A 17,532-nucleotide genomic window follows, 5' to 3' on the forward strand; every position below is an offset into this window, starting at 1 on the left:
ATCAGCAGATAATTACGGCGGTTGGCCTCAGACCCTACCTTGTGCACGCAACGGGCCGCCATGGGAACGGCCGAAACGCCGGCTGCGCCTATCAGCGGATTTATCTTTTCCCGCAAAAACAGATTCATGATTTTGGCCATGACCAGCCCCGCCGCCGTACTGACGATAAAGGCAAACAGTCCCAGGAAGAATATGAACAGGACCTTGGGGTTTAAAAACGCCGCCGCATTCATGGTCGCTCCAACGGACAATCCAAGGAAGATGGTTACGATATTCATCAGCTCGTTTGACGACGCCTTGGTGAGACGTTCAACCACTCCCGATTCCTTGAAAAGATTGCCCAGCATGAGCATCGAGATCAGCGGTGCGGCTGACGGCACCACCAGCATGATGGTCATGGCGGTGGTCAGCGGAAAACAGATCCGCTGCAGCTTGCTCACCGGACGCAGCCTGCTCATGGTAATCTTGCGTTCCTTGTCCGTGGTCAGCATTTTCATCATCGGCGGCTGGATAATCGGCACCAGCGCCATGTATGCATAAGCGGACACCGCGGTGGCTCCCAGCAGATGGGGTGCCAGCTTGGATGTCAGGTAGATGGTGGTCGGCCCGTCGGCGCCTCCGATGATGGCGATTGATCCAGCCTCGGGGAGATCAAAGCCAAACAGAATCGCGACGAAAAAAGTTACATACAGCCCCGCCTGGGCTCCGGCACCCAGAAGAAGAGTCTTCGGGTTGGCGATCAGGGGACCGAAATCGATCATCGCTCCCAGCCCCAGGAACACCAGCGGCGGAATAATGTCAAGTTCGATCCCGTAACGATAGAAAAACCAGATCAGCCCATGTTCAGGCTCCATCAGGTACGTCAGGGGCAGGTTGACAACCAGGATGCCAAACGCAATCGGCAACAGCAACAGTGGTTCATACTGCTTTTTTATGGCAAGATAGAGCAGCACGAAAGCGATAAACCACATCACCACATTGCCGCCTGTCAGGCTTATTGCACCGCTGGAGAAAACGAGGTCATTCAATATCTGGTACACGACTCCCCCTTTCACCCTTTGGCAGGTGCAGATTGATTTTCAGGCTTTGGCTCTGCCGGTCCCGCTGCCCTGCGACGCTCGATTACATCGATCACCCAGGTCGACGCCTGGGTCAGAAGCTGCACAATGAGCATCACCACAAAAACCCCTACGATACCGCTGCCGAATACTTCCAGAACTTTTGACCAGTCGGTTGCCATCTTTCCCCCCTCAGATGGTTTTGCCGTAGCTTTTGACGGCTTGATCCTTTATTTCTCTTACCTGTTCGGCACATCGCCCAGGGAGATCCCGGCGACGATTGTCTTCTGGATGTTGCTCGTACCCTCGACCACCCGCAGGGAATGCGCGTCGCGGAGAAAACGCTCGGCCGGATACTCCGTTGAATAGCCGTAGCTGCCGAAGATCTTCATGGTCTCCGACGCGGCATGTACCGCCGCTTCCGACGCGAAAAGCTTGGCCATGGAAGTCTGGTGCTGATTGGGCAGCCCCTGGTCCTTGAGCCATGCCGCCCGGTAAACCAGCAGCCTCGCCGCTTCATGTTCCGCTACCATATCGGCGATCTGTCCCTGGACAAGCTGATACGATCCTATCTTTTTGCCGAACTGGGTCCGCTCGTTGGCGTAGTCGATCGCCGCGGCGATGGCTCCCCCGGCGATCCCCAGGGCGCCCGCCGAACAGCTGATACGGGTGTTATTGAGCTGGAACATGCACACCTGGAAACCTTGTCCCACTTCTCCGAGAACCGAGTCCTTGGGAATGACGGCATGGTCAAACGAGATCTCGCCGGTTGGCGCGCAGTGCAGCCCGAGCTTCGTTTCAATCGGCGCGGTGACGATCCCCTCGTTGTCCTTGAGGTTGACGATGAAACAGGTCATGCCCTTATATTTCTTCGCTTTATCGGTATAGGCGTAGACCAGGCCGTAATCGCCGATATGGGCGTTGGAGATCCACATTTTCTGGCCGGTAAGCTCCCAGTGGTCGCCGCAGTCGACGGCGACGGTTCCCATCCCTGCCACGTCGGAACCGGAATTGGGCTCGGTGATGGCAAAAAAACCGTAGGAATCGGCGTTGACCCAGTCCGGGATAAACCGCTTTTTCTGCTCCTCGGTTCCAAACTTGTTAACCGTTACCGCCGGACCGATGTTCTGCATGTTAAAAGGCAGCCGCCAGGAACCGCTCACCTTGGCAATCTGCTCGGCGCAAATTACCGATTCGAGAAAACCGAAGCCGTTGCCGCCGTACTCTTCAGGGATGGCGCAGCCGAAAAAACCCAGTTCAGCCATCTTCTTGACGATTTCAGGGCGAAACTTGTGCTCCGCCTCATCCTCCTTGAGGGTGGGAAGAATTTCCTTTTCCGCAAAGTCCTTGGCCATTTCCTGCATCATCCGCTGTTCATCTGTCAATCCGAACTGCATCTCTGCCTCCATGATAAGAAAAATTAGATATCGATATATTGCCGCTTAACAGTCTTGCTCTTCTGCAGTCAGCAGGCTCTCAACGTTGTAGCAAACTCTATCGCCCCATAGGTTTCGACCGAGATCTATGCAGCGAAACATTCTGTTTCCGAATTACCGCATACCTTACCATATGTCAACATTATTCGACTATCAAATTCCATTTTCAACAAGTTTAATCAATTTTTTCTTATTTAGCGGCATTAATGTTCCGCATTGCGGAACTGTAGTGATCAGGATTATGGGACACCTGCGTCGCAGAAAGGTACCAAAACGGAATTTTGCGCGGCGGGTACCCCACCCCCACGGATACGGAAGCCAGGCTTCTGATGGGGCAGAAACAGGACCGGGCACTGTTCATACCCGGAGCAGGTCACCATATCGGTGCCAATGAGCGATGAACCGGCGACCGGACAAGCTTATAATTTGCGCAGACAAGAAAAAAAATGAGCCCCGCAGCTGAAGACTGCGGGGCTCATACTAGGACTTCCGGGAAGGCGGGCTATTGATTCCTGGCTCTGGTCATCGGCCGGTCATGAAATGACAGCCTTTAGAGTTTTTGTTGCGGGCAGCAGCCCTGGCGATGATGGTGGCGTTGACCACGCCGTTTCTCAACTCGATAATCTGCCTGTTCAGTTTGGCTTCCCGATAAAATTTTAAGATGCGGTGGGCATGATAATTAAGATCGGACCTGGCACGGTCAAGACCTTTTCGGGTACGGCTGATCCCGGCGTAATTCCACATGGTCAACTGGATCATCTTCCAGTCCTGTTGAAAGAGCAGCGGGTCGAACTCCTCGGAGTATTCCGGATCATGCCAGTCGGGAATCCGGGCGAATCGCTTAAGCGATATTTTTTCACCCTCGGACCGGATATGGTCTGCTGCCTGCTTGGCCCAGGTGAGCCCTTCGAGCAGTGACGTGGAAGCCAACCGGTTGGCCCCGTGCACTCCGGTACAGCTTGTTTCGCCGATGGCGTACAGGTTGGCGATGGACGATCGACCGAACCGGTCAACCTTGATTCCGCCGCAAAAATAGTGGGCAGCAGGAACCACAGGGATCGGCTCCCTGGTGATATCGATGCCCCCCTTGAGGCAGGTTTGGTATATCCTTGAAAAACGTTGTTCCAGCGGTTCCCGTCCCTTGTAGTGGGAAGCGATATCAAGGAACATGAAATCCTTGCCGCTCTTGGCCATCTCCTCGTAGATCGCCCTGGCCACGACATCCCTTGGCGCCAGATCTGCAAGATCTGAATATGACTTCATAAACGGCCGGCCGCCGTGATCTATGAGTATGGCACCCTCGCCCCGCAGCGATTCGGAAATAAGGAATCTTTTAATGTCCCGGTGATAAAGGGCGGTGGGATGAAACTGGACATATTCGCCATTTATGATATCCGCGCCGGCACGATAGGCCATGCTCATACCGTCCCCGGTGGCTAACAGAGGATTGGTGGTATGCTGGTAAATATTTCCGAGTCCGCCGGTGGCAAGAATCACGTTATGGGCCAGAAAAGTCTCCACCACCTCCTTTTCGTTGTTCAACACATAAAGTCCCATGACTTCAGACGGTGCATAAAGCTCCTGGGTATCTTCTGAGTGGTGATTGTTGGTGATCAGGTCGATCGCGGTACGACTGGGCAGAATCGGCAATCCGATCTTCCGCGCATACTCAATCAACCCTTTCTGGATATGCTCTCCGGTATGATCGGAATAGTGAATAATTCGTCGTGTGGAATGGGCGGCTTCCTCAGTGTAGTCCAACTCGCCGCCACTGCTTCGGCTGAAATCCATACCCAGCCTGTCGATGAGAAAATCGAAGACCAGCTTCGGTCCTTTTTCGACAATCAGCCGTACCGCTTCACTGCTGTTAACGTCACACCCCGCATGGATAATATCTTTTTCAAGCAGCTCGGGAGAATCACTTTTTTTCCAGGCAATAATCCCCCCCTGGGCGTAATTGGTGGCGGTTTCCTGGATTCTGCTCTCTTTGGTGATCACGACTACATTCAAACCGTACTCCTTGAGCAGAATCCCTGCTGACAGTCCTGCTACCCCGGAGCCGACAATAACTACATCGTAAAAATGCCTCATCGTCCTGTTCTCATCATAGTTTTAAAGTGAATTGCTCCAGCTGCTCAACAGAATTGGCAACAGCTCAACCCGCCTGTTCGACAATTGCAATCATCCTCTCCATCGCCTTTTTGGCATCCCGGCGATGGGACTCTGGAACCGTCACCTGGTTGTGCAGCTCCCCCTCGCCCCTGAAGTGTTTGCCAACCGCCCTGATCGTTGTGGCGAGACTGTCGAGATTGGTCACATTCATATCGGTGCAGAGAGATTTTTTCAGGGCGACAACGGTCTTGTCGCTACACTCGGAGGCGATCCTGGAAACAAAATTATGTTCCGTTCCAATCCCCCATACGGTTCCTGCAGGAGCGTTTTTCACCCTGTTATATATCATTGAGGTAGAACCGGCAAAATCAGCTTCGGCGACCACCTGTTCGGTGCATTCGGGATGTACGATAATCTGGATATCGCTGTATTGGCGGCGAAGAGCCAGGATGTCGTCCACGCTAAAACTCTTGTGTACGTGGCAGTACCCGTCCCAAATATAAAGCCTGGCGTCTTCACTTCCCCCCGGCTGCACCGTTCCGTCCCGGTTTATCAGCACCAGCTCGTCTCTTGTGAGGCCAAGCTCGTTTGCCACGTTGACCCCAAGGTTATAGTCGGGGGAGAAGAAAACCGATTTGCCGGCGTCGAGATAGTGTCTGACGATCTTGACCGCATTGGAGCTGGTGCATACAGCTCCGTTACGGGCTCCGCAAAACGCTTTCATCGATGCGCTGGAGTTCATGTAGATAACCGGAATGATTTCCCGCGGACACAGAGAACTCATTGCCGCATAGGCTTTTTCCGCCTCGTTGTTGTCTATCATGTCGGCCATGGGACACCCAGCCCCCGGGTCAGGAGTGACCACCAGCTGATGTTTGCCCGCAACCACCGCCGCCCCCTCCGCCATGAAATGAACCCCGCAAAACAGAATATATTGCGCATCGGTTTTACTGCAGTCCACAGCCAACTTATAGGAATCACCAAGGAAATCGGCAAGCGCCACGATCTCGTCCCGCTGATAATGGTGTGCAGGTATGACGATGTTGTCTCCAAGTTCCTCTTTTATACTTCTGATCTCTTGCACCAAATCATTCATTTGCAAACTCCCGATAATATGCTCTCTTTTTTTCTTGCCCGGCCATCAGCTATTTTTCCGAAACGAAAAATCGAAGGCCGGCACACTGTGGGTCAAGGCGCCGACAGAGATGTAATCCACGCCGGTCTGCGCCACTTCGGGTATTCTCTCTATGGTCATATTTCCTGAGGCTTCGGTTTTGGCACGCCCCCCGATTGCAGCTACAGCCTGCCGCATCTCGCCCAGGTCCATATTGTCAAGCATGATGACGTCGACACCGTTCGCCAGAGCTTCTTTCACTTCTACAAGATTTCTGGTTTCAACCTCTATTTTAAACCTGTTTCCCCACCGCTTTCTCACCTTCTCGACGGCTCTGCCGATTCCTCCGGCACCGTCGATGTGGTTATCCTTGATCATGACCATATCATACAGCCCCATACGGTGATTGGTCCCTCCCCCGCATTTCACCGCATATTTTTGCAGCAGGCGCAACCCGGCCAGAGTTTTCCGGGTGTCCAGAATCCTTGTGCTGCCGCCGCTTGCCGCGGCATCGACATAACGGCGGGTCAGCGTTGCAATACCGCTCAGGTGAGCAATAAAGTTGAGCGCAACCCGCTCGGCTGTCAGCAACGAACGGATGGGGCCGGTCACCTCGGCGACCCTGTCACCAGAACAAAGACGATCGCCATCCTTGAAGTTGAAATTCACCCGGCAATTAACGTCGATATAGTGAAAAGAGCCGGCAAAAAGCTTGGTACCGCACAAGACCCCGTCCTGTTTCGCCACCAGAAAGTAGTGATCCTGCTCCGCTTCGAAAATGGCATCGCTGGTGACATCTCCTGCATCCTGAAGATCTTCACCAAAAGCCACCCTGATCAAGTCCATTGTCTTTTCTAAAATCGCATCCATCGCATCGTAAAGTGATTAATTTATCTTCAACCTGCACAAACGGAAGACGACTATACCAGACTTCTGTCGAATAGTCCCAGATGATAATCTACTTTTCTGCTGTAATTTCTATCTCCCCATCCAATTACACTGTTTTTTTCAGGCAACGTTTGAAGAAAAAAAGGAAGACACCGTGGCTCCGCACGGTTGCTGGTGCCGATATAAAACCGGCAACAAAATACCGGACAAGCATTGCTTATATGGTGAAACCTACTAATAATTACATAACATTCCGCCGAACTTATCCGGTGTTGGCAGCACCATTTCTCATCATCTGCAGTCAAGCATAAGGAGAGGAAGCTATGAGTTTTATCGTAAAAAACAATATCAAGTGGGTCGGGAAAATTGACTGGGAACTGCGAAAGTTCCATGGCGACGAATATTCAACCCACAGGGGCTCCTCCTACAATTCCTACCTGATCGAAGAAGAAAAAACCGCACTTATCGACACCGTATGGGGGCCATTCGCCCGGGAGTATGTAGAAAACCTGCAACAACAAATCGATCTGGAAAAAATTGATTACGTAATCGTCAATCACGGCGAAAACGATCACAGCGGCGCCCTTCCGCTCCTCATGGAGCAGATCCCCGAGGTACCGATCTACTGCACAAAAAACGGGGTAAAGATCCTCAAAGGGCTGTACCATAAGGATTGGAATTTTCAGATAGTAAAAACCGGCGACACCCTGAGTCTTGGAAAAAAGGAACTCACCTTCGTTGAAGCGCCGATGCTGCACTGGCCCGACTCGATGTTCACCTATCTCTCAGGCGACAATGTGCTGTTTAGCAACGATGCATTCGGCCAGCATTACGCCTCGGAGTTCATGTTCAACGACAGGGTCGACCAGGATGAACTCTATAGCGAGTGCATCAAATATTACGCCAACATACTCACACCGTTCAGCCCCCTGGTCACACGCAAGATCAAGGAAGTGCTCGGTTTCAAGTTGCCACTGGAGATTATCTGCACCAGTCACGGCATTATCTGGCGGGACGACCCGGCGCAGATAGTGGAAAAATATCTCGAGTGGGCGCAGGACTACCAGGAAAACCAGATCACCATCCTCTATGACACGATGTGGGACAGCACCCGGCTTATGGCGGAACAGATCAGTGCCGGCATCAGGGCCAGGGACGACCAGGTGAGAGTAAAACTTTTCAACCTGGCCAAGAGTGACAAGAACGACGTTATCACGGAGATCTTCAGGTCCAAGGCCATCCTGGTCGGATCGTCGACCATCAACAACACCATACTTGTCTCCGTCGCCGCACTGCTTGAAGAGATCAGGGGGTTGAAATTCAAAAACAAGAAAGCAGGAGCTTTCGGCAGCTACGGCTGGAGCGGAGAGGCGGTAAAAATCATCACAGCACGGCTTGGCGAATCAGGTTTTGACGTTGTCAATGAAGGACTGCGCATCACCTGGGCGCCGGACGATAACAGCAGACAACTTTGCCACCAATATGGAGAAAACTTCGCCGACGATGTACAATAGACCTACCGTGTTTGATCATTGTCGGCGGCCAGGACTCATCAACCAGGGGCGGCCGGCAGTAAACCAGAAGGAGATCGACTGTGGCTCAAGATCCGCCGGATATTTTCGATTTATGCGTACTGGGATGCGGCCCCGCAGGGTTTGCCGGGGCAATGCGGGCTCTGGATTTCGGCAAACATGTCTGCATCATCGAGGCGGCTGAAATCGGAGGTACCGGCATCATGTGGGGCGCCCTCGCCTCCAAGACCATGTGGGAAATAGCCAAGGACTATGCGATCGCCAACAAGCAGGACCGGGGGTATCGGGTTCACGGGATCTCGGTAGACTACTGCGAGGTGCGCAGGACCGTACTCCAGGCGGCAAAAGAAAAGCAGTACCAGATGCTTTCACAAATCGAAAGCTATTCCCCAAACAGGTGGGACGGCCCCGGGTCACTGACGCTGAAGACCGGGTGGGGAAAATTTCTATCGAAAAACGAAGTTGAAATAACCTGCCCGGACGAAACCAGAGAAAGGGTAAAATCGCGTTACTTTCTTGTTTCCACAGGATCAAGACCGCGAAAAATCGACAATATTCTTCTTGATCAGGAACGGATATTCGACTCCGACGGAATCCTCAACCTTCAATGTTTTCCTGAACGACTGGTGATCATCGGCGCCGGGGTCATCGGTTGCGAGTACGCAACCATCTTTTCAAATTTCGGCCAGACCAAGGTCTATCTTGTGGACCACGCCAAGAGGGTTATCCCCTATGAAGATGAAGACGTTTCGGACTTCGTCAAGAAAAACCTTGCCCGCAGCGGCGTCAAAATTATCCATTCGGCAAAGCTGCGCAATATTCTCCCCCAGGCCGGCTACCTCCAGGCGACACTCGACTTCAGGGAGGGACATTCCGAAATAATCGAAGCTGACGCCGCATTCATCTCCATAGGCCGCAGGTTCGACCCCTCGGGGCTGGGTCTTGAAAATCTGGGGATAGATACGACCGGAACCAACATCTTGAAAACCGACGAAAACTGCTGCATAAAAGATAATATCTACGCGGCAGGAGACATCACCCACAACCCCGCTCTGGTCAACATCGCCGAGATGGAGGGACGATACGCGGTAAAGCATATGTTCGGCAGAACCAGGTGGCCTCTTTCCTACCGGAACATGTCGACCGTCATGTTTTTCTATCCGGCCGTTGCCGCGGTAGGTCTCAGTGAAAAGATGTGCCGCCAGAAAAAAATCCCGTTCAAGGTCGCCTACTACTCCAACGCCATGTGCAATCGCGCCATCGCGATGCGGGCGACCCAAGGCTTCGTCAAGATTGTCGTCACCGACGATGAACAGCAGCGTATACTCGGTATGCGGGCGGCCGGTCCCCAGGTATCAAGCACCATAATGTCCATTGCCCATTTCATGGACCAGGGACAGGGTGTGCTTGACGTCCTGAAAAGCATTTATCCGCATCCTACCATCGTCGAGGGCATCGAAGAGTGTTTACGGATGCTGGTAAAAAAATCGATATTCAAGCCATACCCGTTCCCGGATCTTCTCAAAGTCAAGAGCTGGCACCCAGAAACCGGCTATGTTGACGAGAAAAAATAGCACAGGCCAGGGCCAACTCATTTTCAACACCGTGAATCGGCGGCGTGGTCCTGTCCGCCCCGTGTCAGAACATTTCAGGAAAATTTTTGCGCCGGCCCGCCTGTTTTGTCATGGGGCGGCGGATCTCCTATGAAGAGCGCCAACAAAACCGGTGAAATAAACACCGTCCGCTTAAAAAAGTGGAAACAAGAAAAGAAGTACGATAGGGTTAGCGGGTATCACTTCCCCGTTTTTTTTAGCGATCATGCCGCACCTGAACCTTTTTGGGTCACAACCAGCCTGAGGACGAATCGTTGCAGAAAAAACCCATCGCCATTACAACGATCTTTTTACTTATCCTCTGGTCCTGTCTGCATACCGGAAGAGCATCCGGCAACACAAGAATCAGAAGTTACTACGGCACCTACGATGCCGCCGCCAGGACAGAGAGCTCTTTTTCGGCAGGCCTGCAAGGCCCCGTCACCGAAGAATGGCAGCCCTGGCACCCGGCAAAAAACTACCATGTCGGGGTGCTGTTCCCCCACATAAAAGACTCCTATTTCAGTACCGCAAACTACGGCATCGTTTCCCATGCCCGCAAACTTGGAATCAAAATCACCCTGTATACCGCAGGAGGCTACAACAATCTCGGAAACCAGAGGACACAGTTGCGCCATCTCGCGAACACCGATAAAGTTGACGGGATTCTGCTCACTTCAGTAGATTTCACCAGGATGGACCCCTACGTGGAGGAAGTCACCCAGGCTGGTATCCCGGTCGTGGCGCTCATAAACGACATTCATGCCCCGGCAATCAGCGCAAAGATTTTTGCTCCATTTTACGATATCGGCTACAAACTGGCTGAATATGTGCTCAACGATTCTACCTCGGACGTCGTAAAGGTAGCCATTTTTCCCGGGCCGGAAAATTCCGAATGGGCAACCGGTACCTATCAGGGATTTGCGGCAGCCATCTCCGCGCTTACGCCCCCTGGGCGAAAAATAGTATTGCAGGAACCGCTTTACGGCGACACCAGGCCCGATGTTCAGCGGTTGCGGCTGGACACGTTGAACGCTGAGGAAAACCGCGACATCGACTATATCATCGGCAACGCGGTGGCAGCGGTGGAAGCGGTAAAATACCTCAAGGAAAATCCCGACATACATCCGGGGGCCAAAATCCTTTCCACCTATATCACCCTGACGGTTTACGATCAGATCCAGAAAGGATTCATCAAAGCGGCCCCGTCCGACCAGACCATATCCCAGTGCAGAATCGCCCTCGATATGATGGTCAGGATCCTGGAAGGACAGCAGCCGGGAAAAGACCTGCCGTTTCTCGCATTCCCGGAAATCCCTCTGATAACCCGGGACAATATTGACCGATTCAGCTTCCAATCGCTTTTCGGCGAGAAAGAGTTCACCCCCGTCGTCAAAGAATTCAACTTTTAATACCAGGAAATGGAAAACAGTCATCACCCGGCACGAAACAACGCTCCAGTAGTTGATCTTTCACCGGATAAGAGCAGGAAAAACCGTTCGATTGCCAGAAGGCTCACCTTAGGGCTCATGCTCACCGTGGCAATGGTATCTTTTATCGTCGTTGCGGTGATCTACATGTATGAGGTCAAAAAAGCCAAAACGGACCTTGAGACCAGGGCGGACAACATCCTTTCGTACCAGATACGGGCACTTGAAATTCCGCTGTGGAATATTGATTACGACTATATCAAGATGATAGGCAAAACCATCTCGCAGAATGAGCCGATTGCCCACATTATCATCAAGGACCATTTCGGCCGTGTCGCCTACTCCATGGAAAAAAAAGACCTGGAGAGGTCGGTATACCGGTCCGGAACCATATATCACAACGGCGCCTACGTCGGAGAGGTGGCCCTGTCGCTCTCCATTCGGTTCTACCAGAAAGACAATGAAAAACTCCTGTTCTCCTTTATCCTGATTATTTTTATCATCCTGATAACAATAGTTATCTTCTCTGGGCTGTTCATCCACCTGATTCTCAAGCGGCCGCTCAGCAGCCTCAATCAGATCGTGCAGGCCTACGCCCAGGAAAAATACGACTACACCCTGCCCGACTACCGACCTTACGTGGAATTCCAGGCTTTCAGTTCGGTACTGGAGCAGATGGGGACACGAATCAACGAACAGCTCAAGAAGCTGCAATCGGCGGAAGAGAAATATCGAAATATTTTTGAAAACGCCATTGAAGGTATTTTCCAATCCACGCACCAGGGGCGGTTCATCAGCATCAACCCGGCCATGGCCCATATGATGGGATACGACTCCCCGGAGGAAGTTCTCGCCTCCTACTACAACATCAGGACCGATTTTTATGTAAAACCCGAAGATCGCATCCTGCTCACCGGCCTGCTTGAAAAGAATGATCGCGTCTTTGAGTTTGAGACCAAGGTTCACCGCAAAGACGGCAACCAGATCACCGTAGCTATTTCCGCCAGAAACGTTCGCGACAGCGAAGGGACGCCACTTTATTACGAAGGATTCATGAGGGACATTACCGAGGAGAAAAGACTACAGAAACAGGCCGAACACCGGCTGCAGCAGGTTCTCCACGCGGACAAGCTGGCCTCCTTAGGTGAAGTGGTCGCCGGGGTCGCCCACGAAATCAACAACCCCAACAGCTTCATCACCTGCAACGTCCCCCTGCTTGAGGAGACGTGGCAGATCCTGAAACCTCTTCTTGACCATGACGCGAGACAAAACCCTGAAAAACTCCATTCCGGAATGACCCTCACCGAACTCTGCCTGGATATGGAAGAGATAATCGGGGCGATCAGGAGCGGCTCAGAACGAATCAATAAAATCGTCGTCAACCTGAAGGACTTCGTCCGTATCGACACCCGCCGAGAACCGGAGCCTGTCAACCTCAACCTGGTCATTGAAAAAACATTTGCCATCATCGGCACCCAGGTGAGAAAATCGGTCAACAGCTCGAGGATCGATGTCGCCGACAACCTGCCCATGGTCATGGGCTATTTCCAGAAATTTGAACAGATAGTGACCAACCTGGTGCTCAACGCGATAAACGCCATCGATGACAAGGACAAGGGACGGATAGTTGTCAGGACCGGGTATGACAGCGAGCACAGGAGGGTGGTGCTCCAGGTTGAAGACAACGGCTGCGGCATGGAACCCAAGGTGGTGGACCGCATTTTCGAGCCGTTTTTCACCACCAGGCGAAACGAGGGAGGGACGGGGCTGGGGTTGTCGGTATCCTACAACCTTGCCAAGGAGAACAACGGCATCGTCGGAGTCCTCTCCAAGCCGGGAACGGGAACCTGTTTCACCCTGTTTTTTAGCGAAGAATCAACATCCGGTCTGCAAAAAGAAGAGCTGCGCCCTACCCTGCTGTACGCCGGCAACAATGACCGGATACTGAAATCTCTCAAGGCGAACCTGAAGGAGTCTGCGGACATGGCGCTGGCGGTGCTGGGTGACGCCGACGATATTTTTGCGATTATAAAAAAGCGGCCGGAAATAGATATTATATTCTTGTCTTTTACAAGACTTGAGCCCGAGCAGTGGCAGCTGATATGGCGAATCACCAATACCTTTCCTCTGCTCACCCTGATCGTCTATTCCCGGTATCCGGAGGCAATAGAGCTCAAGCCCCCCGACATGCCGGCCCCCGAATACCTGCTATTTGAACCTTTTCGCTTTAAAACGATTGAAAACATAATTGACAACGCTACCAGGCTAAAACTATGAAAATATTAATCGTCGACGACGAACCGCTGGTACTTTCCTCCATCAAGCTCCTGCTCAGGCGACGGGGGCTGCCCAAGGTGACAATCTGCGATAACGGTATCGAGGCGGTCGAGAAGATTAAAAACAACGATTTCGACATAGTCCTGCTCGATTATCTCATGCCCGAACTCGACGGACTCCAGGTTCTGGAGAAGGTAAAACCGTTCTGTCCCAATACCGAATTTATCATTTTAACGGCTGTTGACGATGTCGCCACAGCGGTAAAAGCCATCAGACTGGGATCCTTCGACTACCTGGTAAAGCCCATCGACAATGAACGGCTGCTGTTGACCATGGAAAGGGCTTACGAACATCTCGGGTTGCTCGCAGGGCTTGCCGGTTCCGGCGGAACCGGCAAGCCCTGCGAGGTCCCGGAACCGTTCTCAGAGATCATCTCCCAGGACCCGAGAATGCTGGAACTACTCACCTTTGCACGAATCATGGGCAACAGCGGCAACCCCGTGCTTATTACCGGCGAGTCGGGAACCGGCAAAGAACTTTTGGCAAGAGGACTCCACAAGGTCGGCCCGGGAAGCGGAGGACCGTTTATCGCAGTCAATGTATCCGCCATTCCCGAATCCCTTTTTGAGAGCCAGTTTTTCGGCCATGCACGGGGAACATTTACCGGAGCGGAGCGGGATCACAAGGGTTTTTTTGAACAGGCAGACGGCGGAACCCTGTTTCTTGATGAGATCGGCGAACTTCCAATGAGGCTGCAGAGCAAGCTTCTTCGGGTTCTTGAAGACAAAATGGTAATCCCCGTTGGCGCCACCCAGCCGATACCTGTAAGGCTGCAGATCGTCTCGGCAACCAATATCGATATGCAGACCGCACTGCAGGAAGGCAGCTTTCGGCTGGACCTGCTGTGCAGGCTTAAATCCGCCCATGTCCATCTCCCTCCCCTGAGGGAAAGAACCGGAGATATTCCGCTACTGGCCGAACACTTCCTGCGGCGTGCGTGCGAAAAACACCACAAGACCATTAACGGCTTCAGTCCCGAAGCCATGGACCAGTTGTATCAGAAGGATTATCCCGGCAATATCCGCTCGCTGGCGCAGGAAATCGAAAACGCAGTGATTCTCTGTGACTCCGACTACATCCTGGGGCAGAATCCCGGGTGGCATCAGGAAGAGGCTTCCCCCTCCTCCCCCCCGATGCTCTGCAGCCTCAAGGAGATCCGCAACAAACATGTCATCGACGTCCTCAACCACACCGGCGGCGATCGCAAACAGGCGGCAAGAATCCTCGGGGTGACGCTCAGACATGTGCAGCGTATCTTGTCCCAGATAAAAGCCGACCAGCACCTCGAGGAGAAGTAAGGTACCGGTCGGCTCGGGAAGAACTGAATTTTTTTGAGCAACCCCGGTATATACAGGGTTGCGCTTTTGTTACGACGCCACCTCTTCAACAGAAAGCCGGCGTTGCAGATAGGAGCCGAGCGGACGGCCCATCGGGAATTTCATCCCGGCACCGTCGAAGATCCCCCCCACCGTCATTATGATGCCGAAAACACCGGCGACAAAAAACGACCAGCCACTGACGGGTATGAACTCGGTATATCCCCAGTAGATAAGGGCCAGGGTCGCCAGTCCGATATCAGCGGCCAGCACCGACAAGGAAGCTGCCGCGGGAGAGTATTTGATGAATACCGGCGTGGTCAGGATCAGCACCATGGCCAGCACCGCCCACTCGAACCCAAGGATTCTCGGGTCCAGCTGCCACTGGTAGATCGGCGCGAAATAGCTGATCAGGTAACACTCTGCCGAACAAAACGCAAAAAAGGCCCCGAAATAGATCCAGGTGACACCGCCCGCCACATTGCTCAGCCTCAACTGACTTATTCCAGCCGTCAGGTAGGGGATGGTGCATGCCAGGGAAATCGCGGCCATAAAAAGCAATGCCCTGTCGTTTACCATCCCGCAAAGAGATGGCCAGGCAATCAGCGTGGCCATCGAATAGGCCATCCAGCCCGCCGGACCCGCGTCTGCGACTTTCACATTTACATTTATATTGTCATCCATTTTCCGTTCCTTTACCTTATGGTGGCAAAACGTCCCCCAAAAACAGATTCCGGGGGACGTCCTGTCGGTTATTCCCAGAACGCTATCGTCTTCTGTTCCAGCATTTCCCTGAACTGCCGGGTAGTCTCGACCAGAACCTCCCCGGTACCCCAGTCCATTATAACGCCGTGGCGGCGAATCACATCGAGGAGATCGATCTCCCCTAGGGCAAGACTCTTCTTCACCTCCATGGGATCCTTTCTCATCCAACCAATGCGATTGGCGCGGATGTAGGCGCGTTCTTTTTCCGTCGCCAGGTAATCGACATCATAGTCGAGCAAGTCTTCATCGTTAACCCGGATCACCACCCCGTAATCCTTCATCGCCCTTTTCACCGAAACGTAGCCGTCAATGACATCCTCGAGCACCTCCTCGACAGAACGCTCCAGGGGATCGCCAAGACCTCCACCGCCGGCGGAAGGCCTGATGAAAGTGTCACCTTTCTTGACCGGGACACCTGAAAATATCGCCCCGAGAAACTCCTCGTTTTCGGTGTTCTTGTTTTTCCAGAGTCCCTGAGGAATAGAGGGCAATCCTCCCCAGATGCCGAAAGGTATGGACCTGGACCGGTCGCAGCAATAGGACATAACCGACTGTTCACAGTCCATGACGGTGCCGCCCTTGACCACACCGCATCCGCCCCGATGCTTACCCGGACCGGCAGAATCGGTCATGATCGCGTGCTCGCTTGTCAGCACCGGGCTGAGCCGCTCCTGACCTTCGCAGGGCTGGATGCTCAGTCCCAGTCCGAATACCGCCGCGGTCGCGTTGCAGCCATCTTTATGGGAGCGCGCTCCGTGTCCTCCCGCCATCCAGTCATACCACATGAAAAAAGTGTCGGAACTGGCGCGCCGGTCCCAGCCGCCGATAAGCAGGTATTCAAGGTTGAAAGCACATCCCATGGCCCGCTCCGGCATCATTTTCGACCACAGATCGATAACCGCCGCCTGCACCTTTTCATACACTCCGGAGCAGAAGCCGGTCACCGCAACCGGCCAGGGGGCATTGACCACTGAATTCTCGGGCATTTTTATATCAAACGCCTTGAAAAATCCGGCATTAAGAGGGATATCGGGAAAGAAGGCCTTGGTTCCTGCAATAAGTGCAGAAAGTGTTGCCGGGTAGGCCGAATTGAGAAAACAGCCGATATAGTTGTGCGAGCCCTCAAGATCATAGGCGACTCTCTCGCCCTTGATTGTCATCTTTACCTTGATGGGGATGAGAGCTTCTGGCTGCTCCGGATCCTGATCGATAAAATCAACGGTGTCCCAGGTGCCGTCTTCAAGCTCGGATATCCGCGCCTTAGTTATACGCTCTACATAATCCTGACACTCACGGGCGGCCTCTAGGACGGTATCCTTGCCATACTTGCTCACCAGCCGTAAAAATTCGCGCTGACCGACCATGGTAGCCTCCGCCTGGGCCCGCAGGTCGCCGAGACGATCCTCTGCTCCCCGCATGTTGGCCACCAGACAGTTTGCGACATCTCCGAGATACCTCCCCTTGTCCCATATCCTGGTCGGTGTAATCCGTGTCCCTTCGCCGTAGTGGTTCTTGGCCGATATGTCAAAAGATCCGGGAACGGTTCCGCCGACATCGGCCCAGTGGCCGTTGGTGAGGGTAAACGCTACGATTTCACCTTCCCAGAAAACCGGTCTGACGATCCTGACGTCGCAGAAATGGGTGCCGCCGACATAGGGGTCGTTGAAGATGAAGACATCACCTTCATGGATATCGTCGCCAAAGGTGTCGATAATAGCCTTGGCGGTAAGATGCAGGGTTCCCACGTGCACAGCTATGTCCTGGCTGCCCTGCATTATCGTATCACCGTTCACATCGCAGAGCGCCGAGCTGAAGTCTCGGCAATAGATGACAAAGGAATAGCAGGTCCTGAGGATCTGTTCGGACATCTGGTCCACCAGATTGCCAAACGCATTCTTTAAGACTTCAAAAGTTACCGGGTCCAGTCTCGATTCTACTTGTGCCATTATATA

At 53.0% G+C, this 17,532-nt stretch carries 13 protein-coding genes; 5 read left to right on the forward strand and 8 right to left on the reverse strand.

All coding sequences use genetic code 11. The features are described 5' to 3' along the window. The 6 genes from BLQ17_RS16555 to nadC form a co-directional block, all read right to left on the reverse strand. Positions 1–1,040: sodium ion-translocating decarboxylase subunit beta (locus BLQ17_RS16555; protein WP_281180528.1), on the reverse strand; the 1,040-nt coding region annotated here is incomplete at its 3' end. Positions 1,041–1,051: 11 nt separating this feature from the next. Next, on the reverse strand, positions 1,052–1,240 hold the full coding sequence (locus tag BLQ17_RS16560; protein ID WP_092223109.1) for a hypothetical protein: 189 nt from the start codon (positions 1,238–1,240) through the stop codon (positions 1,052–1,054). Between the two features lie 57 nt (positions 1,241–1,297). Continuing rightward, positions 1,298–2,455, reverse strand: coding sequence for an acyl-CoA dehydrogenase family protein (locus tag BLQ17_RS16565; protein WP_092224864.1), 1,158 nt, complete (start codon positions 2,453–2,455; stop codon positions 1,298–1,300). 561 nt (positions 2,456–3,016) lie between these two features. Then, positions 3,017–4,585 (reverse strand): L-aspartate oxidase, encoded by a 1,569-nt coding sequence (nadB, locus tag BLQ17_RS16570; protein WP_092224866.1) that lies wholly within the window; start codon positions 4,583–4,585, stop codon positions 3,017–3,019. 64 nt (positions 4,586–4,649) lie between these two features. Next, entirely contained in the window at positions 4,650–5,702 is a 1,053-nt protein-coding gene (nadA, locus tag BLQ17_RS16575; protein ID WP_092224868.1) for a quinolinate synthase NadA, read from the reverse strand. Positions 5,703–5,747: 45 nt separating this feature from the next. After that, positions 5,748–6,566, reverse strand: a complete 819-nt coding sequence (gene nadC / locus BLQ17_RS16580; protein ID WP_218121824.1) for a carboxylating nicotinate-nucleotide diphosphorylase — start codon at positions 6,564–6,566, stop codon at positions 5,748–5,750. Positions 6,567–6,931: 365 nt separating this feature from the next. Between nadC and BLQ17_RS16585 the strand changes: the two genes are divergently transcribed. From BLQ17_RS16585 to BLQ17_RS16605, 5 genes are all read left to right on the forward strand, one after another. After that, complete coding sequence (locus BLQ17_RS16585; protein WP_092224872.1) at positions 6,932–8,122, forward strand: anaerobic nitric oxide reductase flavorubredoxin; 1,191 nt, start codon at positions 6,932–6,934, stop codon at positions 8,120–8,122. Positions 8,123–8,202: 80 nt separating this feature from the next. Next, the gene (locus tag BLQ17_RS16590; protein ID WP_218121825.1) at positions 8,203–9,714 is read left to right on the forward strand and encodes a dihydrolipoyl dehydrogenase family protein; all 1,512 of its coding nucleotides are present in this window, start codon (positions 8,203–8,205) and stop codon (positions 9,712–9,714) included. Between the two features lie 293 nt (positions 9,715–10,007). Further along, positions 10,008–11,144, forward strand: coding sequence for a TMAO reductase system periplasmic protein TorT (gene torT, locus BLQ17_RS16595; RefSeq protein WP_176761277.1), 1,137 nt, complete (start codon positions 10,008–10,010; stop codon positions 11,142–11,144). A gap of 9 nt (positions 11,145–11,153) precedes the next feature. Beyond that, positions 11,154–13,439, forward strand: a complete 2,286-nt coding sequence (locus BLQ17_RS16600; RefSeq protein ID WP_092224876.1) for a two-component system sensor histidine kinase NtrB — start codon at positions 11,154–11,156, stop codon at positions 13,437–13,439. Next, positions 13,436–14,797, forward strand: a complete 1,362-nt coding sequence (locus BLQ17_RS16605) for a sigma-54-dependent transcriptional regulator (RefSeq protein ID WP_092224878.1) — start codon at positions 13,436–13,438, stop codon at positions 14,795–14,797. Before BLQ17_RS16600 ends, BLQ17_RS16605 begins: the two co-directional genes overlap by 4 nt. Before the next feature lie 69 nt (positions 14,798–14,866). On the opposite strand, the gene BLQ17_RS16610 is transcribed toward BLQ17_RS16605, so the two are convergent. Together BLQ17_RS16610 and BLQ17_RS16615 are read right to left on the reverse strand one after the other, a co-directional pair. Continuing rightward, positions 14,867–15,499: an acetate uptake transporter family protein gene (locus tag BLQ17_RS16610; protein WP_092224880.1), complete on the reverse strand. Its 633-nt coding sequence runs from the start codon at positions 15,497–15,499 to the stop codon at positions 14,867–14,869. Between the two features lie 68 nt (positions 15,500–15,567). Further along, positions 15,568–17,526 (reverse strand): hydantoinase B/oxoprolinase family protein, encoded by a 1,959-nt coding sequence (locus BLQ17_RS16615; protein WP_092224882.1) that lies wholly within the window; start codon positions 17,524–17,526, stop codon positions 15,568–15,570. Between the last annotated feature and the right edge of the window lie 6 nt (positions 17,527–17,532).

This window comes from Desulforhopalus singaporensis, assembly GCF_900104445.1.
Classification (GTDB): domain Bacteria; phylum Desulfobacterota; class Desulfobulbia; order Desulfobulbales; family Desulfocapsaceae; genus Desulforhopalus_A; species Desulforhopalus_A singaporensis.